Source organism: Anaerostipes rhamnosivorans (assembly GCF_005280655.1).
GTDB lineage: Bacteria > Bacillota > Clostridia > Lachnospirales > Lachnospiraceae > Anaerostipes > Anaerostipes rhamnosivorans.
In genome coordinates this window covers 1,277,204-1,295,215 of the sequence record NZ_CP040058.1, presented here as the reverse complement: position 1 = coordinate 1,295,215, position 18,012 = coordinate 1,277,204, and the positions used below count along the sequence as shown (strand labels likewise).

Below are 18,012 nucleotides of genomic sequence, written 5' to 3'. Positions count from 1 at the left end.
CTTTGATCTGACAGGAATAGAATACCAGAAATATTTTGTTAAACTTTGATGGTTTTGTGATAATTTTGTGTATGTCTTAGTTTAGTCCCGGAATAAATATCCTTCAAAATTATACTTCATCACTCTGTAGGAATACTTATCCGCATCGTAGCCAAAGGAATAGATCAGCTTTCCGTCCTTGTCATATTCCCCAAAGGTTTTGCTTGTTCCGCTTCCGAAAGAAATGTTGTTCTTCATGTGTTCCACGCTGCTGACGATTGGGGAGTAAGGGATCGCAAAGGACTGCACCAGCTTATACGTTCTTTTGTTTTCGTCCACAAGATACTTGTAGTACATAGACTTTTCCCCTTCCTTCATTGTTCCGGTCCCCGGAAACATACTCCAGTCAAAGCTTTTGATCGTTGCGGAATAACCATAGTTGTTATTGAACATATACAGGTAATACTGTCCTTGTGGAAGCGATTTATCATGCTCCACTGAAATTGTATGCTGCCCTGCCTGTCCCACAAAGCTACCTTCTTTTTTCAGCATATATTTCTGGTAGTCCGTTCCATTGTAGACCGTACCTCCATGGATCAGATAATCCACTTCCGGTTTCTCAAACACATTTTTCATCTTAATGAGTGTGCTCTGCTCCCTGCTGCTGAATATCATGCTGTCGTCGTCAATCATATTCATAGAGTTTAAATGGAGCCAATCAAGGCCTGTTCCGCCGTAAGTATTTTTCTTTGGACGGTAGGCCAGATTCCTCATGGTCTTAAAGTAATCCTCAAAGTCGATCAGCTCTTTTACCTCTCCTGTCTTTACATCTACGGACACTACAACATCTTCGATCGTATCCTGTTCCTTGTCGTTTACCAGACAGATGAATTTATTCTGCTTTTCCGCGTACAGAAAGTCATGATGAAATTCATATCTATCTCCCAGGTCATAGGTTTTTGTGACCTTGCCCAGCCGGTTCACCATAGCAATTTTGTTAAAATCATAGGAATATGCCATGTCATCTCCTACAAAGAGCAGACGGTCTGTACGATATTTATTCAAAGGCATCCGGCCCCGGTTCACTCCATTGTTGTCATAGAGATAAATATTGGCGTTTTGCGCCTTGTCATGCCCGAGCAGCGCAAACAGGCCGTCCTCCATCTTTTGTGCAGAACTTCCCTTGGTCTTTTTCAGAATTCTGGGTATCACATCATCTTCTGGGATATCCACATAAAAATATTGCTTCTCAATGGCTCTTTTATCCTCATTAAAAAATTCCATGGTCACCTTATTTCTTGTGCCCGCTGAAAGTCCCACGATCTGGTACTCATGGGTTGTGCTGTATTTCTTTTTAGCTTTCAAAGTATGCTTGTACACGGCAGCCCCTGCATCGGGAGCCTCCACGGTGCACACGGCATAAGATGCGCGGTCCGTCTTTCCATAATAATATAGAGCTGTAGTGTTGGTCCCATAAGCATTCTGGACCACCAAAGGTTTTTGGATGGTATAATTTTTCTTCTTTTGTTGATCAATCTGTTCCTGTGATTCTTGTTGATAAGCTTCTGTAAACACATCCTTTTCCTTGTGTTCCAATACCTTTGGCGTAACCTTGATCTGTCTTAATTTTACACCCTTTAAAAATTGTTCTTCCTTATAATCTGCGTAGATACGGTATCCGAAGAACCCCGCTGCCATAAGAATCAGAATCGCCAGAATGCATATGATGATGTTTTTCTTTTTATTTTTTTTTGTCTCTGATTTCTGCATTTCTTCAATCATTCCTTTCAAATAGCTCATTTCTTTCTTATCCTCCTGTGACATTTTCAACGGTATTATATCATATCTTCACAATATATGTAACTATTTTGTAATATTTTTAACACAAATGAAAAGAAGAGTAGAAAAACTGCAGTAATCGCACTTCCTCTACTCCTCTTATTATTGCCCCTAGTGGCTTACTTATGCCCTAAGCTCAATTCCCAATGTTTTTAATTCATCCAGAATCTTATCGACAATCTTGTTGATCTCCGCTTCCTCCAGTGTTCTGTCCTGGGCACGGAAGGTCAGTGAATATGCCACAGATTTATATCCCTTGTCAATCTGGTCGCCCTCATAGACGTCAAACAGTTCAAAGCCTTCCAGAAGCTTTCCGCCTTTCTCCCTGAAAATCTTCTCAATCTGTCCTACAAAGATTTCTTTTCTCACAACCATGCTGAGATCCCTCTTCATAGCCGGGAATTTTGCCACGCCTGTATATTTGCGGTCAAAGGTCGCCTTCTCACAAATCACCGGCATATCGATGACTGCCACATAGACTTCCCCCTTCATATCATAATTTTCAACAGCCTGAGGATGCATCTGTCCGATATATGCTGCTCTTTCCCCTCCGATCAGCACATCGGCCTGGCGTCCCGGATGCATAAATGGATGGTCTTTGACCGGAACATATTCAGCCTGTCCGCCAAGTCCCAGATCTCCAAACAAATCCTCCAGTGCCCCTTTCAGTGTAAAGAAGTCACAGTCTCCGTACATTCCTAGTGTAAGCTGCATCCGTTCCTCCGGAAGCTCAGTGAGCGGCAGTTCCTTCGGAAGATAGATATTCCCAAACTCATACAGGCGCACATTTTGATTTCTGTGGCTGTAATTGTTAGCCAAAGATGTCATCATACCGTTTAATGAAACTGTACGCATGATGCTGAAATCCTCTCCCAGCGGATTGGAAATCTTAATGGCTTTCCTCTCCCCAGCGTCTTCCGGCAGCAGAAGCAGATCAAAAACTTTTGGACTTTCAAAAGAATAGCACATACCGCCGCTGAATCCGTTTTTCTCTACAGAGTCGCGCGCAATATCCTCCACACGGATTTTAAACGGCTTTTTACCCGCGGTGGCCTCTCCTCTCGGAAGAGTGACCGGAATGTTATCATATCCGTAGAATCTTGCCACTTCCTCTGCCAGATCCGCCATGCAGTTTAAATCCTGGCGGAAAGACGGAATCAGCAGTTTGTTGGTATCCACATCATATTTCACGTCAATCCGTCTGAAGTACTCGATCATATCTTCCATAGAAATCTTTGTGCCAAGAAGGGCATTGATTTTGTCCGTCTCCAATGGAAGAGACACCGGCTGTTTTGGGTTTGGATATACATCCACGGCTCCACCGATCACTTCTCCTGCTCCCAGTTCTTCGATCAGCTGGCATGCACGGTCCATAGCAGCCATGGCATTTTCCGGATCAAGCCCTTTTTCAAACTTGCTGGAAGCGTCCGTCCTAAGCCCGATTCTTTTGGAGGAAAGACGGATATTGGTGCCATTAAAGCAAGCAGCTTCAAATAATAATGTCTTGATATCATCCGTTACCATGGAATTCTCGCCTCCCATGATTCCGGCAAGTCCGACTTCCTTTTCCCCGTCGCAGATCATGAGTACATCGCTGTCCAGATTTCTCTCCTCACCGTCCAGGGTAGTAAACTTGTCACCGTCCTTGGCCCTGCGCACAATGATCTCATTTCCCGCTATGGTATCTAAGTCGTAGGCATGCATAGGCTGTCCATACTCTTCCATCACATAGTTCGTGATGTCCACCAGATTGTTGATCGGACGGATACCCATGGCCGCAAGCCTTCTCTGCATCCATTCCGGAGACGGTGCAAGCTTGATATTCTTTACGACTCTGGCTGTATATCTTGGACAAAGATCTGTATCGTTTACGGTCACTTTGATATAGTCATTGACGTCCTCATCGTTGCCTGTCTCTTTTACTACCGGCGGATGGAACTCTTTGTGAAATGTAGCTGCCACCTCTCTTGCCATGCCGATCATACTGAAGCAGTCCACACGGTTTGAGGTGATCTCAAATTCCACTACCTGGTCACGAAGACCCATGGCCTCCACAGCGTCATCTCCCGGTTTTACATCCTTCTTAAATATATAAATGCCGTCTTCCGGTGCCTCCGGATACATATCTTTGGTTGTTCCCAGTTCTTCCACTGAACACATCATACCGAAAGATGCCACACCTCTTAATTTTCCTTTTTTGATCTTGATGCCATTTTCCGGGTTCGGGCTTCCATCGTGGCCTCCGGCCACTCTTCCTCCCACTAAAACCACTGGGACTAGATCACCCTCTGATACATTGCTGGCACCTGTGACGATCTGGATGGTCTCTGTTCCCACATCCACCTGGCAGACGATCAGCTTGTCTGCATCCGGATGCTTTTCAACGGAAAGAATTTTTCCTACCACGATCTTTTCCAGGTTTTTATCTAATTCCTCATAACATTCCACATTTGATCCGGAAAGTGTCATCTTGTCCACATACTCCTGAATCGTACAGTCAAGATCCGGCACATATGCCTTGATCCATGAAATTGGTGTATTCATTCTCTATTCTCCTTCAATCATTATAAGTTATTTACCACTATTTCCGTCACGCTTTTGAAATGCACTCCTCCAATAGTGGTAAATAACTATCGTAAAGCAGCACATTTTTTTGACAGAGGCCCTTCTCCAGAAGACATTACGTCCATTTTCTACATGATTGGAGTGAAGCATTCTAAGAGCCGAACGGAAATTGCCGCTTTAGAACTGGCTTAAAAACCTCTTGTCATTTTCATAAAGCAGGCGCATATCATCAATCTCATATTTCAGGAGCGCCACACGTTCCAGACCGATTCCAAAGGCAAAACCTGAGTAAATCTCTGGGTCGATCCCGCATGCCCTGAGCACATTTGGATGCACCATACCACAGCCTAAGATCTCGATCCAGCCGCTTCCCTTGCACATACGGCAGCCCTTTCCTCCACACTTAAAGCAGGTGATATCCACCTCCGCGCTTGGCTCTGTGAATGGGAAATGATGAGGGCGGAATTTGACTTTTGTCTCCGGTCCGAAAAATTCAGTGGCAAACTGTTCAAGTGTCCCTTTCAGATCCGCAAAAGTGATTCCTTTGTCCACGACCAGCCCTTCTACCTGATGGAAGGACGGAGAGTGGGTAGCATCCACTTCGTCTGAGCGGAATACCCTTCCAGGCGCAATCATACGGATTGGCATTTTACCAGTCTCCATCACACGGGCCTGTACCGGTGATGTCTGTGTTCTCAATAAGATATCTTTTGAGATAAAGAAGGTATCCTGTTCATCCTTCGCCGGATGATTCTCCGGGATATTAAGCATCTCAAAGTTATACTTATCGTATTCCACCTCGGGGCCTTCCACAACCTCATAGCCCATTCCGATAAATACCCTCTCCAGGTCTTCCAAGGCAATCTGGTTCGGATGGCGGTGGCCCTTTTCATGCACCTTTCCCGGAAGCGTTACGTCAATGACTTCCTTTTTGAGCTTTTCTTCCATGATCTTTTTCTTAAGAACAGACATTTCCTGCTCCAGTGCCTGTTCGATGACGGCACGTGTATCGTTGACCATTTGTCCTACGATAGGACGTTCTTCTTTGGCAACATCCTTCATGCCCTTTAATACCTGGGTCAATTCTCCCTTTTTGCCTAGAACCGCTACCCTGATATCATTCAGAGCGTCCATGGCATCTGCTGTGTTGATCTTCTCCAAGGCTTCTTTTTTAATCGCCTCAAGTTTCTCCTTCATAATCACTTCTCCTTGTTTTATGGAATTAAAAAAATCCCATCCCTTATATATAAGGGACGGGAATCATCTCGCGGTACCACCCTAATTCCAGGTACAAAAACAACCTGGCTCTTAGTATCCTGCGTAACGTGCAGGCGGCGTTATCCCCTACTGGTCTTTCAGGGATACGACTCCGGTGTGAAATTCGGGAAAGACTTCCTTACTGTGCACCTTCTCTGTCTTTATCATTCCTTATTTTATCACACAAAAGCGGAATGTCAAGACGGAAAACCGATTCTTTATCTCCCCATCAGCCCTGCAGCGCACTGTGGAAAACAGCCTCATACAAAATCTGATAATCCTTCATGGTAAATGCCGATACATGAAAATCAGGCGAGGACAGCTTCTGTATCTTCTGCTGGATGACCTCTAAGACAGCATAATCAATATCCATGTGATCCATGACATTTTTGGAAAAATCAAAATCATGTTTCTTCTGAAATAAGATACAATTTGCATGAAAAAGGAATTCTAAGATCAGGCTGTTATTTAACTTAATATTAAGCTTCTTTGCAATTGCTCTCAGAGCACGGAAAAACAGTTCATTCGTTGTAAACGTATTGATTCCGGGGGTAAGCTTGGACGCAAACAAGAGATGTTTATCCGCGGATCTTAAAGTATAACTCTTTAACTGGTTATCTTTTAATATCTTTATCTCATCATTCTGGCTTATTAACAGATTTGGGATGATGGAAATAATGCTGGCATTTTTCTTCACAGACAGCCTTAAAATCTCTTTCACCAGAATAAAGGAATGAAACTGGACATTATAAGACAATACCTTCGTCTTAGGAAAAAAGTAATTGGTAATGGTTTGTTTCATATCTGCGTCTGATAAGATCAGGACCCCCTGCCCCCGATTAATACTGACCGCAAATTCATATAAGTTCTCAAGGTTCGTTCGTGTCTCATTTCTTTTTCCGGATAAAACAGCAGGAAAGGTATGTATGATTCTCCGGTCAAAAAATAAATTGAAGATATTTGCGTAATTGCTTGCCAGCAAATGATATTTGGAGGTAATAATCACAGGTATATGGATATCACTCATGATGAAGTGGGCATATGTCAGTATAGATTGAATCATTTTTTCTTGGGTTTTTGACAGTTTGCAGTGGTTTGTCTGTGCTAATTGAAGCAGATTGTTGAACAGTGATTTCATCTGCGGTGTTTGAATATCCATAGAAGAGGTTTCCTTCACAATATCCAGACTTTTATCTTTCCGGAATACAGATAGGATCATATGTTCCACTTTTTCTTTTAAAAATGGGTCCTGGCAGAATACACTTTTATTGAATGCCTTTGTGATGCCCGAAATAAGCCTATCGCCGGAATAACTGTTCTCAGATACAACGCCAGTCACCCTGGAACAGATCAGCAGCTGCTTTGTAAAATAATCTGAAACTATATTTTTTGTTTCAGCTAAAGGCTCATGGGAGTTAAGAAACAATTTATTAAAATCAATTTCTCCGTTTGGTCTGATCTGTATCTTGTCAGGGATTTCTGCCTTTAGTTCAGGAATGGATTTTATAAAATCATCCCTTTCATTATCAAGCAGGACCGATGCATCTAACATAAGTTCATTGTTTTTGCCTGCAGTACTTGATGTATAGAGAATCCTTGAAATTGTATATAAAATCTCATTTTCTAATTGATGCAGGTTGCTGCACTTATGTAAAACCAGCTGAATGAATTGGGAAGATACCAACATTGTTTTATCTAAACGGTTGCTCTCTTTTTGGATCATACTCAATAGAATCGAAATCAACTCTGTTTGCGGACGGTCTTTTGCGGAAGGAAAGTTCAGGATGACAGGACTGATGGAATGAAGCAGGTCCGACTGTAATTCTGATGCCCCAATAAAGGCGATCATCGGCGCGTCTTTTTTATTTTTATATTGAATTTCAAGAGAATGTACAAAACCGCTTAAGATTTCAAAGTCTACGTTTTTTTGAACAAACTCGATTGCCAGGATAAAAATATTATGATCCTTTTCCATCATCTCTATGCTCTGCCTTAGATTGACGTAGATATCGCTGAATTCAATATAATAAACCGATGATTCCCGGGCAGCCAATCCCAACGTTTTTGCACGGTTTAACATTTCTTCTAAGAAAAACTTCTTCCCCGTCCCAGCTTCCCCCTGCATAAAAAAGATCTTAAAGAAATATTTAGGGAGATAAAACACAGGCAGGATTCTGGTTACAGCTTCATATAAGGACCCATTTTGCTGACTTCCGACCATAGAAAACGACTGGACGATGGTCTGTTCTTTTGCAGGTACGTCATATCGGATGAAGTCTGAAATGGTTTCATTTTTATTCAATGTATCAGGGATGGATACAAAAGGAAAAGAGTTCCGGATGATCTCTCTTGAAATAAAAGTGGTGGGGCGTCCTGCCTTCTTGATTAATTTTCCTTCTTTGTGCAGATCATTTAGGATACGTGACACATTTGTCCTGTCAATATATAACTCCATCGACAGGATAAGCGCATTGCATTTTTCAAAGGTAAAATTATGATGATTGATGCATTGCAAGGTTTCTTCTTTTAAATAGGATAAAATCTTCTCTTTATTCGTAGACATGGCCATATCTCCTGCGTATATTTGGTGCTGATTACGGTGTTTCTATAACACACACAAATTAAATCAGACGTAATTAATATACACTTATCATACACGAAACTTAAAATTTATGCAAAATCCACAGTAAAAAACTCAAATAGAGTGTAAATCAAGTGTGTATATAGAAAATTTGCGTATATAAAGATTGTGGGTTAGGATATGCCCAAGTGATGTAAGCGCATACAGAACGAATTACCATTTAACGGATAAAGGAGGATGTAGATGACAGACATTATAGTGGCGACACACGGAGGACTTGCAGAAGGTATGATCGATGCATTGGAACTTATGATAGGGAAACAGGAAAATATATGGTTTCTTGGATTGCGGCATGAGGATAGTATTGATACTTTTATCAAAAGGGTCGATTCTTTCGCCGCGGACACAGATCACGATATCTTATTCATGACAGACTTATTAGGAGCCAGCCCATACAATGCCGCAGCCCAGGCGATTCATCATAACAGGGACAAACATGTTATCTGTGTGTCGGGAATTAATTTATCTATGCTGGTGGAAGCAGCTTTGAAAAGAAACGATATGAAACTGGATGATCTGGCAGATTATCTTGTTGAGACCGGAAAACAGGGAATTGCTAAATTATCATTAAATATGGAGAGAGGAGGGACATTATGAGCAAAATAGTATTATCACGGATTGATGACCGTTTAATTCACGGCCAAGTCATGACAGCATGGGTCCAGCATGTGGGAGGGAATGAAATTGTGATCGTCGACGACAAAGTCGCAAAGGATCCATTTTTAAGCGCAGTCATTACAGGTGCAGTACCAAAGCACCTAAACGCTCAGGCAATGACTATTGACGACGCCGCAGAGTATTTAGAAAAGATAAAAGATGAGGATAAAAACATTATTATTTTAGCAAAGGGACCCAAGGTTTTTCTGGATTTGCTTGAAAAAGGTGTCCAAGTAAAAGAAATCAATTTAGGCGGAATGGGTTCTACTCAAGAACGAAAAAAATTATATAAAAATATTTCTGCAAGTGATGAAGAAAGAGATATGTTGAAGCAATTGTCAGCACAGCATGTACATGTCTATATTCAGGTCGTGCCAAATATGGAAACTGTAGAGATAAATAAAATACTTTAATCGGAGGGAGAATCATGCATATTTCAATTTTACAGGCAGTTTTGATTGGCCTGGTCTACTATTTGGGAGCAAATGGGACACCATGGCTTACTGTTAACATGAGCTGGGCGTTGAGAAGGCCTTTAATATCCGGGATCCTGGTTGGTCTTATCTTAGGCGATCCTGTCAAAGGCTGTATGGTCGGTGCGGCGATCAATGTAACCTATCTTGCACAGATTACAGCAGGCGGCGCCCAGACCATGGATGAGGGTCTGGCGGGAACTGTCGGAACAGCACTGGCAATCATCTCAAATGCGTCCACAGGAGTCGCAGTAACACTTGCAGTACCGATTTCCTTACTGGGCAACTTATTATGGATGATTTATATGACAGGGGATATTTTCATTGTCCATAGAACCGATAAAATCGCGGAGACAGGAGATGTAAAGAAAATCATTTTCTATAACATCGTTCCTTCCCAGATTTTTAAGTGCATCATTTATACCATTCCGGTGGCAATTGCCGTATACAGTGGGTCAGGTGTTATTACAAGCATGCTGCAGGCATTAAAGGGAACACCCGTGATTGATGTATTGACTACGATCGGGACAATTCTTCCTGCCCTTGGTATTGCAATGAATTTTAAAGCCATCTTATCGAACGCTGGGGCAAAAGCATACTTATATCTGCTGTTAGGTTTTATTTTATCTATTTATATCAACCTGCCATTGGTGGTCATCGGTATTTTAGCAGTGATTATAGCACTTTTACAGAACAGCGAAAGTTCAGCTTTAAGTTAGGGAGGAATCAACATGGAAACCATAGAAAAAAAGAGATTAAGTAAAAAAGATATCATCAAGTCCTATCTGATCTGGACATTCTTCAGCCATTCAACCTACAACTATGAACGAATGCAGGCCTCCGGGGTACTGCATACCCTGGCGCCGAGCCTGGAAAAATTATACGGAAAAGAGACACAGGAATTAAAAGACGCATGCAAACGGCACATGGAGTTCTTTAATACAGAACCTAATGTAGGAGGCTGTATCTTAGGGATTACTCTTGCCTTAGAAGAGCAAAAAGCAAACGGTGAAGATGTAGACGAAGAAATGATTTCAAGCATCAAAACAGGTTTGATGGGACCTCTGGCAGGCATCGGCGACACAATCTGGCAGGGAACGTTATCCCCCATAGCATTGGGTATTATCCTTGGAATGGCAAAGGCCGGAAACTTCTTAGGACCGATCATCTACCTGATAATCATTGGCGTTGTGTTATTCGGCCTTGGTTACTTATCCTATACCAAAGGTTACTATATGGGACGCGAAGGAATCGGAAAGATCATCGGAAGCGGTTTATTAAACAAAGTAACCGAAAAAGCAACCATCGTTGGGGCAACGGTACTGGGAGGACTGGTGGCATCTTATGTAACTGTGTCCTGCGGATTAAAGTTAAATTTAAGCACAGGTACACTGGACGTGCAGACTGCAGTATTTGACAGTATCTTAAAAGGTATCCTGCCGTTGGGAATCACCCTATTAACTGTATTTATGTTGAGAAAAAAAGTCAATGTCAACATCATATTACTGGTGCTGATCCTAATTGGCACAGTGGGAACACTGATCGGATTCTTTTAGAGGATAAACCATGAAGATTATACTAAATGCTGACGATTTTGGATTGACTCATGAAGCAAATCTGGGAATCGCAAAAGCCTTCGATGAAGGTTTCTGCTCCCAGGCTTCTGTGGTGACCAACACGAATTATTTTGATGAGGCAGTGTCCCTGGCAGAAAAAAATAACTTTAAGCACAAGGTCGGCTTACATATCAATCTGTTCGATGGGACCCCGTTAACCTCCGGGATCAAGAAACTGAAACAATATGCCAGATCAGATCTGTTTGATTATCATCCAGACTTTCTTCACAGAGTGACTCCAATCTATACAGATGTCATCGCAGAGGAATTAGAAGCACAGATCCAAAAGTATCTAAGCGGAGGTTTTTCTCTGATGAATATCGACTCCCACCACTGTGCATTTTATGATATTCCGGTTCTTTACGGATTGATGCCCTTGGTAAAAAAATATAAATTTGAATCTGTCCGTTACATTGGAAACAGTTTTTTTAACGGGAGTAAATGGCGGCATTTCTACGGCGCCCAGTGGAAGAAAAAAATGGATCAGCTGCATCTTCGTCATGCAAACTATTCCAGCAGTGTGGCCACCTTTGATAAAAACCGCAAAAGCCGGAATCCTCAGCTTATGAAGGCAAAGAAGGCAGAGGTATACGTTCATCCTGTTTTAGTTGAGGGATATTTTATTGATAACTACACAGGCGGTACGCATCTTGAAGATAGTTTTAAAAAGGCCAAATTAGACAAAATGAAATTTATTACATCCAGAGACTTATAAAAGAAAGAAGAGATAAAAATGAAAAAGGAAGAAATTATTTTAGGAATCAAAAAAACCGGCTTAATGGCAATCGTCCGGGTGGAAACCGTGGAACGTGGTTATGAGATCGCCCAGGGATGCCTGGATGGCGGAGTCAACGTTCTTGAAATCAGCTATACCAACAACAACGCCGGAGAAGTGATCTCTGCTTTAAAAAAGAAATATAAGGAGGATCTGCTGGTCGGCGCGGGCACCGTCCTAGACGGAACAACGGCCCGCCTTGCAATTATGAGCGGGGCACAATTTATCATTGCCCCTTGTTATGACGAAGGTGTCGCGCAAATTTGCAACTTATACCAGATTCCATATGCGCCGGGATGTACTTCTTATACGGAAATGTTGACGGCACTAAAGGCAGGCGCATCCTTTATAAAGGCATTTCCAATCTCCAATTACTACGGCCCCAGCTTAGCTAAAGTGGTAAAAGTGCCATGCCCCCAGGTGCCGGTCATGGCGTCGGGCGGAGCTGACTTCGACAACCTTGCAGAGTGGTTTGAAAACGGAGCTGACTGCGTTGGCCTGGGCGGATTACTTACCAAAGGTTCCACAGAGGAAATTGCGGCAAACGCAAAAAAGCTGCGTGATATTGTAACAGACGTAAGAAAAGGATGAGCCTATGAAAACGATTCTAGTAACACCGAGAGGGTATGCAAAATACGGCAGTAAAGCAGGAAAACGTTTAGAAGCACTTGGCTATGAAATGGACGTCAATCATACAGGCAGACCACTTCCAAAAGACGTGTTTGCAGAAAAAGCAAAGCGGGCGTCCGGGATCATCGCGGGTGTTGACGAACTGAATGAAGAACTCCTCCGGGAATGCAGGCACCTAAAAGCCATTGTGAAATTCGGGGTTGGGACCGATAATATTGATCTTCCTGTCTGCGAAGAACTAGGGATTAAAGTCGGCCGCTGTATTGGAACGAATTCCAATGCAGTCGCAGAACTCACCATCGGAATGATGTTTGCGGCTGCAAGGCATATTGTGAGTAATGCTATAAATGTCAAAAGTCACGGTTGGAACAAACCAACAGGACTGGAACTCTTTCATAAGAAAATTGGAATTATCGGGTTTGGTAATATCGGAAAACATGTTGCAAGAATAGCAAATGGGATCGGAATGGAAGTTCTGATCTATGATATGTTTGACGCTGCCCAAGATGTACTGGCTGAATACAACGCACAACAAACATCTGTGGAACAAATCCTGAAGGAATGTGACTTTATCTCCATCCATGTGCCTCTTACACAAGAGACAAAGGACATGATCTCAACCAAAGAATTTAAAATAATGAAGGACACAGCTGTTTTAGTAAACGCAGCCCGAGGCGGAATTGTAAACGAATATGCACTTTACATAGCATTAAAAAACAAAGAGATCTACGCCTGTGCATCCGACGTCTTCACCTCAGAACCTCCCCAGAGGGAACCTTGGATTGATGAGCTGCTCAAGATGGATCACTTTATCCAGACAGCCCATATCGCATCCCGTTCACAAGAGTCTGAGATCAATACCGTAAATGCAGCAACCGACACGATGATACAACTTTTACAGAATTAAAGTAATTAATTCTCCAGAAAAAAGATCTTCCTGCAGACATCTGCAGAAAGATCTTTTTTACATATAAATTCTAATTCTATTTTTTTAATGTCAGCACTTTTGTTCCGGCTTCCAGGTGCCCGGTATTTTCTATGGTAATGCTTGTATACTCTTCACTGTTGCTCACCACCACCGGTGTTGTGACAAAATAGCCCTCCTGTTTGATCTCTTCAAGATCAAACTCTGCGATCCGGTCCCCTTTTCTCACTCTCATGCCAGGCTCTACCTTCACATGATGATATTTCCCGGCAAGTTTCACCGTATCAATTCCCATATGGACCAGGACCTCAGCACCGCCCCCGGACGTGATGCAGATGGCATGCTTTGTATTAAACACTGCAGTGACCGTGCCGTCCACAGGCGAAATTACCTTTCCGTCAGAAGGCCTTATGGCAAACCCCTGCCCAAGCATCCCTTCCGCAAAGACCTCATCTTCCACTTCATCTAGTTCTACTACTTCTCCATTGACCGGCATACAGACAGTTTCCGCTGCCACTTCGGGCACCTCTTCTGCCACAGGGACTCTCGGTGCTTCCGCCACTCTGTCAGATAAGCTGCTTGCCAGATAATCTTCTAGGTTGGACTTTATCACAGTGACCAGCGGTCCATAAATGATCTGAACCCCGTCACCTTTCTTTACGATACCCCGGGAGCCGCTCTCTCTCAAGATTCTGTCGTTTACCTTGCCAGGATCCGAGATTGTACACCTAAGACGCGTCACACAGCAGTCCACATCTTTCACATTTGATTTACCGCCCAGGCCGGCAACGATCAGAGCCGATATATCAGACCCGTCAATATCTATGTCACCCTCCAAAGGTTTTTCAGACACATCTGCTCTGGTATATAATTTTACATTCTGCTCTTCCTTTTCCCGCCCCGGCGTCTTCAGATCCAGCTTCCTGATCAGAAAACTGAACAAAAAATAATAAACTGTACAATATACAATCCCCACCGGGATGAACATAAGCCAGTTTGTCTTGGCTTGTCCCTGAAGGATGCCGAACAGAAACATGTCGATGATGCCCCCGGAAAATGTCAGGCCCACACAGACCTTCAGAATATGCATGAGCATATATGCAGCTCCCGCGAAAACGCAGTGGATCGCATACAATCCAGGCGCCACAAATAAAAAGGTAAACTCAAGGGGTTCCGTGATACCTGTGAGCATTGACGTCAACGCCGCAGAGGCCAGAAGGCCGGCCACCGCTTTTCTTTTTTCCGGCCTTGCACACCTGTACATCGCAAATGCGGCACCCGGCAGTCCAAAGATCATCAATGGAAATTTGCCCGTCATAAATCTAGTAGCCGAAACCGCAAAATGAGTTGTCCCAGGATCCGCCAACTGGGCAAAAAAGATATTCTGGGCACCGTCGACCATCTTTCCGCCGATCTCCATTGTACCGCCTAACGAAGTCTGCCAGAATGGCAGATAAAACACATGGTGCAGGCCGAACGGAATCAGTGCCCGCTCCATAATCCCGTAGATAAACGTGCCGAAATACCCGGAAGCGCTGACCATGCCCCCTGCCGCGTACATTGCATCCTGAATGGGAGGCCAGATAAAATACATTAGGATTCCCACAAATACAAATACGACCGTACAGATCACAGGCACAAATCTTGTCCCACCGAAAAAGGACAATACTTCCGGAAGCTTGATTTTATAAAATCTATTATGCAGCGCAGAAACTCCAAGTCCAACGATAATACCGCCGAACACTCCCATCTGCAGGGAGGTAATCCCCAGAACAGAAGCCGTTGCACCCTCACGCATGGCTTCTGCTCCTCCGTTTAAAGAAATCATAGCCGATATGGCTGTGTGCATGATAAAGAACGCGATAGCTCCTGCCAGTGCAGCTACTTCTTTTTCAGCTCTTGCCATACCCACGGCTACTCCAATGGCAAAGATCAGCGGCAGGTTCCCAAACACAGCATTTCCGCAGTCTCCGCAGACTTTCAAGATTGCGTACGGAATCGTATCTGGTCCCATAACCCCCATCAGGCCATAGGCATTCAGCATTGTTTCATTTGTCAGTGATTGTCCGATTCCCAGCAACAGCCCAGCCACCGGCAGGATTGCGATTGGGAGCATGAAGGACCGTCCCACACGCTGTAATACACCGAATATTTTGTCTTTCACATTTTCCCTCCTAAAATACCTCATATCAAAGACATACCTGATTTTCGGCTTTATAATTCAGATCACAGCGTTGCGATCATAATATCCATTGTCCCGTCGAAAACAGTTTCTTTCTGATCCGAACAGATCAGGAAATGATCTCCCTTTTTAACACTCTGTCCATCGATCATCCCTTCTCCTTCTATCACGCTGACCATCTGGAACGGCACATGGTTTTCTACTGTATTTTTACCCGTCAACCGATAGCAGTCCACTTTAAAAAATTCACTCTCAACATATCTTACTTTCGTTCCGTTTTCCAGCTGAGTTTCACAGAAGGATTTGCTGCTGCCAATCTGTGCAGGCACATTGGTAACATCTATGGACTGCTGTACATGCAGCTGTCTTTCATTTCCGTCCTGATCCTTGCGGTGATAATCATAAACGCGGTAAGTGATATCGGAAGACTGCTGAGCTTCATAGATCAAAGATCCGCTGCAGATGGCATGCAGTGTCCCGGAAGGAATATAAAAGAAATCCCCCTTCTCGATGGCAAAGGAATTCAGGAGATTGTCATAGTCATCTTCCTCGATTGCTTTTATAAACTCATCTTTTGTTTTTGCGTGATGACCCATGACCATCTTAGTGCCCTCATCTGCCTGAAGCACATACCAGCATTCTGTCTTGCCCAGAGAGTTTTCGTGAACCCTTGCATACTCATCGTTGGGATGAACCTGTACGGATAAGTCATCTCTGGCATCAATGATCTTTACCAGCAGAGGAAATTCCTCTCCCTCTATATTGCCGAACAGTTCCCGGTGGTGTTCAAAGAGCCATGACAGTGTCTTGCCGGCAAACTCACCGTTTTCAATCGTACAGTCACCGTTTTTATGGGCAGAGACCGCCCAGCACTCCCCCGTATGGTCACTGGGGATTTCGTATCCATACACATCCTTAAGCTTATGTCCGCCCCAGATCATTTCTTTAAACACCGGTTTCATTTTTAGAATATGTCCCATAATCTTGTTCCCCCTAATTCTTACTTTCCGAATTTAGATTTCAGTTTCTTTTTGATCACCCCAAAAAAGCTCAAAGAACGTACCATATGGTCAGATGCCACATATTGACTGATGGCACGCAGTACCTTTTTCGGCTCTTTTGATGCAAAAGAATAAGTTCCATTTTCTTTCGTCTGTATTGCATACCGCGGAATATGTTTTCCCTTGAACATAACTGAGGCAATCACATAATCAACTTCCTTCCAGGGTATCTGAATATAATCATTTACATTCCGGTCATTATAAAATTCAAAACCCTTATCCCCGATCATGATCTTTCCGTAACTGTTGAGACCGTGATAGGAAGTTCCGTTGATCACCAGATCTACTTTTGTGTTTATTGACTGAGCCATAGCAGCTAACTCTCCATTTCTATATTTATTCCTCACGCATACTGCGCAGCTTTTGTACCTTACACATTATATCATGATATTGTTCACCGGAGAATATTTTCTTCCATTAGGAAAACCCGCAGAACTTTCCTAATGGAAGAAAAAAAGTTCGGATTGCTCCGAACTTTTTTCATTGGCCTATAACAATCCGATAACGTGTCCGCCAATACCTACTAAGAATAATGCAATGATGATAATGATTGGTGAAACATTCTTCTTCAGCAGCCACATACAGAATAATGTTAATAACAATGGAACTAATCCAGGAATCAGTGAATCCAAGTTGTTCTGTAAGGTTGTAACCTTTGTCGCTGACAGTGACAAACCTGATGCGTACTGCTCAAATGCCTGCTGAATACCTTTTGCACCTTCCGGAAGCTTAGACCAGTCGATGTACGCTCCATCACTCAAACTTACCTTTGATACTACCGGTTGGAAACTAATGGATACCCACCGCTGAACCAGCGATCCAAGGATAAACATACCGAGGATAGATGCACCTTTTGTGACTTTCTGTAACAGTCCGCCGGAAAGATCTTCTGTGATCTTTGCACCAGCTTTGTATCCGAATTCCTGTGTGTACCACATGAATCCCCAACGGATCACGTTCCACAGTACGAAGAATAAGATCGGTCCTAAGATGTTTCCTGTCATTGCCAGGGAAGCTCCGAGAGCACCGAGAATTGGACGTACAGTAAACCAGAATACCGGATCACCGACACCGGCCAAAGGTCCCATCATACCGACTTTAACACCCTGGATTGCTGCATCGTCAACCTCTGCTCCGTTTGCACGTTCTTCCTCCAATGCCAGTGTAACACCGATAACCGGAGAAGCCACATACGGATGAGTGTTGAAGAATTCCAAATGACGTTTTAATGCCTCTGCACGTTCTTCATCTGTCTTGTATAATTTCTTGATCGCCGGGATGATTGAGAATGCCCAGCCACCGTTCTGCATACGTTCGTAGTTCCATGATCCCTGAAGGAAGGTAGAGCGCAATGCAACGGACAAACGTTCCTTCTTACTTAATGTAACTTTTTCTGCCATTTTTCATACCTC

At 43.3% G+C, this 18,012-nt stretch carries 15 protein-coding genes and 1 other annotated feature; of the genes, 7 read left to right on the top strand and 8 right to left on the bottom strand.

The window, feature by feature from the left end; translation table 11 throughout:
- Positions 1-81: 81 nt before the first annotated feature.
- The 4 genes from AR1Y2_RS06355 to AR1Y2_RS06340 form a co-directional block, all read right to left on the bottom strand.
- Positions 82-1,779: an aryl-sulfate sulfotransferase gene (locus AR1Y2_RS06355; protein ID WP_137328221.1), complete on the bottom strand. Its 1,698-nt coding sequence runs from the start codon at positions 1,777-1,779 to the stop codon at positions 82-84.
- A 162-nt stretch (positions 1,780-1,941) separates the two neighbouring features.
- Positions 1,942-4,362 (bottom strand): phenylalanine--tRNA ligase subunit beta, encoded by a 2,421-nt coding sequence (pheT, locus tag AR1Y2_RS06350; protein ID WP_137328220.1) that lies wholly within the window; start codon positions 4,360-4,362, stop codon positions 1,942-1,944.
- A gap of 198 nt (positions 4,363-4,560) precedes the next feature.
- On the bottom strand, positions 4,561-5,580 hold the full coding sequence (gene pheS, locus AR1Y2_RS06345; RefSeq protein WP_024727983.1) for a phenylalanine--tRNA ligase subunit alpha: 1,020 nt from the start codon (positions 5,578-5,580) through the stop codon (positions 4,561-4,563).
- 49 nt (positions 5,581-5,629) lie between these two features.
- Positions 5,630-5,805, bottom strand: a binding site (T-box leader).
- 64 nt (positions 5,806-5,869) lie between these two features.
- On the bottom strand, positions 5,870-8,203 hold the full coding sequence (locus tag AR1Y2_RS06340; RefSeq protein WP_243118879.1) for a transcriptional regulator: 2,334 nt from the start codon (positions 8,201-8,203) through the stop codon (positions 5,870-5,872).
- Positions 8,204-8,464: 261 nt separating this feature from the next.
- Between AR1Y2_RS06340 and AR1Y2_RS06335 the strand changes: the two genes are divergently transcribed.
- From AR1Y2_RS06335 to AR1Y2_RS06305, 7 genes are read left to right on the top strand one after another with little or no spacing between them, the layout of a single operon-like run.
- On the top strand, positions 8,465-8,878 hold the full coding sequence (locus AR1Y2_RS06335; protein WP_137328219.1) for a PTS sugar transporter subunit IIA: 414 nt from the start codon (positions 8,465-8,467) through the stop codon (positions 8,876-8,878).
- Positions 8,875-9,351, top strand: a complete 477-nt coding sequence (locus AR1Y2_RS06330; protein ID WP_024727986.1) for a PTS sugar transporter subunit IIB — start codon at positions 8,875-8,877, stop codon at positions 9,349-9,351. The genes AR1Y2_RS06335 and AR1Y2_RS06330 overlap by 4 nt, the downstream gene beginning before the upstream one ends.
- Positions 9,352-9,365: 14 nt before the next feature.
- Positions 9,366-10,130 carry a PTS mannose/fructose/sorbose/N-acetylgalactosamine transporter subunit IIC gene (locus AR1Y2_RS06325; protein ID WP_006568889.1) on the top strand — a complete coding sequence of 255 codons (765 nt, stop codon included), beginning with the start codon at positions 9,366-9,368 and terminating at the stop codon, positions 10,128-10,130.
- 12 nt (positions 10,131-10,142) lie between these two features.
- Positions 10,143-10,967 carry a PTS system mannose/fructose/sorbose family transporter subunit IID gene (locus tag AR1Y2_RS06320; RefSeq protein WP_024727987.1) on the top strand — a complete coding sequence of 275 codons (825 nt, stop codon included), beginning with the start codon at positions 10,143-10,145 and terminating at the stop codon, positions 10,965-10,967.
- 10 nt (positions 10,968-10,977) lie between these two features.
- A complete protein-coding gene (locus AR1Y2_RS06315) occupies positions 10,978-11,742 on the top strand; it encodes a ChbG/HpnK family deacetylase (RefSeq protein ID WP_137328218.1) in 765 nt (254 codons plus the stop codon).
- An 18-nt stretch (positions 11,743-11,760) separates the two neighbouring features.
- The gene (locus tag AR1Y2_RS06310; RefSeq protein ID WP_024727989.1) at positions 11,761-12,393 is read left to right on the top strand and encodes a beta/alpha barrel domain-containing protein; all 633 of its coding nucleotides are present in this window, start codon (positions 11,761-11,763) and stop codon (positions 12,391-12,393) included.
- A 4-nt stretch (positions 12,394-12,397) separates the two neighbouring features.
- Positions 12,398-13,339, top strand: a complete 942-nt coding sequence (locus tag AR1Y2_RS06305; protein ID WP_137328217.1) for a phosphoglycerate dehydrogenase — start codon at positions 12,398-12,400, stop codon at positions 13,337-13,339.
- Between the two features lie 76 nt (positions 13,340-13,415).
- Here AR1Y2_RS06305 and AR1Y2_RS06300 read toward each other — a convergent pair whose 3' ends face one another.
- The 4 genes from AR1Y2_RS06300 to AR1Y2_RS06285 form a co-directional block, all read right to left on the bottom strand.
- On the bottom strand, positions 13,416-15,521 hold the full coding sequence (locus AR1Y2_RS06300) for a PTS transporter subunit IIABC (RefSeq protein ID WP_137328216.1): 2,106 nt from the start codon (positions 15,519-15,521) through the stop codon (positions 13,416-13,418).
- A gap of 62 nt (positions 15,522-15,583) precedes the next feature.
- Positions 15,584-16,519, bottom strand: a complete 936-nt coding sequence (locus AR1Y2_RS06295; protein ID WP_137328215.1) for a type I phosphomannose isomerase catalytic subunit — start codon at positions 16,517-16,519, stop codon at positions 15,584-15,586.
- Between the two features lie 20 nt (positions 16,520-16,539).
- Positions 16,540-16,911, bottom strand: a complete 372-nt coding sequence (locus AR1Y2_RS06290; RefSeq protein ID WP_137328214.1) for a DUF956 family protein — start codon at positions 16,909-16,911, stop codon at positions 16,540-16,542.
- A gap of 177 nt (positions 16,912-17,088) precedes the next feature.
- Complete coding sequence (locus tag AR1Y2_RS06285) at positions 17,089-18,000, bottom strand: PTS system mannose/fructose/sorbose family transporter subunit IID (RefSeq protein ID WP_137328213.1); 912 nt, start codon at positions 17,998-18,000, stop codon at positions 17,089-17,091.
- Positions 18,001-18,012 lie beyond the last annotated feature (12 nt).

What these genes read in the sequence shown, in the direction of transcription:
- AR1Y2_RS06355 (WP_137328221.1), bottom strand. Translation starts at nt 1,779, where the DNA reads ATGAGCTATTTGAAAGGAATGATTGAAGAAATGCAGAAATCAGAGACA.
- pheT (WP_137328220.1), bottom strand. Translation starts at nt 4,362, where the DNA reads ATGAATACACCAATTTCATGGATCAAGGCATATGTGCCGGATCTTGAC.
- pheS (WP_024727983.1), bottom strand. Translation starts at nt 5,580, where the DNA reads ATGAAGGAGAAACTTGAGGCGATTAAAAAAGAAGCCTTGGAGAAGATC.
- AR1Y2_RS06340 (WP_243118879.1), bottom strand. Translation starts at nt 8,203, where the DNA reads ATGTCTACGAATAAAGAGAAGATTTTATCCTATTTAAAAGAAGAAACC.
- AR1Y2_RS06335 (WP_137328219.1), top strand. Translation starts at nt 8,465, where the DNA reads ATGACAGACATTATAGTGGCGACACACGGAGGACTTGCAGAAGGTATG.
- AR1Y2_RS06330 (WP_024727986.1), top strand. Translation starts at nt 8,875, where the DNA reads ATGAGCAAAATAGTATTATCACGGATTGATGACCGTTTAATTCACGGC.
- AR1Y2_RS06325 (WP_006568889.1), top strand. Translation starts at nt 9,366, where the DNA reads ATGCATATTTCAATTTTACAGGCAGTTTTGATTGGCCTGGTCTACTAT.
- AR1Y2_RS06320 (WP_024727987.1), top strand. Translation starts at nt 10,143, where the DNA reads ATGGAAACCATAGAAAAAAAGAGATTAAGTAAAAAAGATATCATCAAG.
- AR1Y2_RS06315 (WP_137328218.1), top strand. Translation starts at nt 10,978, where the DNA reads ATGAAGATTATACTAAATGCTGACGATTTTGGATTGACTCATGAAGCA.
- AR1Y2_RS06310 (WP_024727989.1), top strand. Translation starts at nt 11,761, where the DNA reads ATGAAAAAGGAAGAAATTATTTTAGGAATCAAAAAAACCGGCTTAATG.
- AR1Y2_RS06305 (WP_137328217.1), top strand. Translation starts at nt 12,398, where the DNA reads ATGAAAACGATTCTAGTAACACCGAGAGGGTATGCAAAATACGGCAGT.
- AR1Y2_RS06295 (WP_137328215.1), bottom strand. Translation starts at nt 16,519, where the DNA reads ATGGGACATATTCTAAAAATGAAACCGGTGTTTAAAGAAATGATCTGG.
- AR1Y2_RS06290 (WP_137328214.1), bottom strand. Translation starts at nt 16,911, where the DNA reads ATGGCTCAGTCAATAAACACAAAAGTAGATCTGGTGATCAACGGAACT.
- AR1Y2_RS06285 (WP_137328213.1), bottom strand. Translation starts at nt 18,000, where the DNA reads ATGGCAGAAAAAGTTACATTAAGTAAGAAGGAACGTTTGTCCGTTGCA.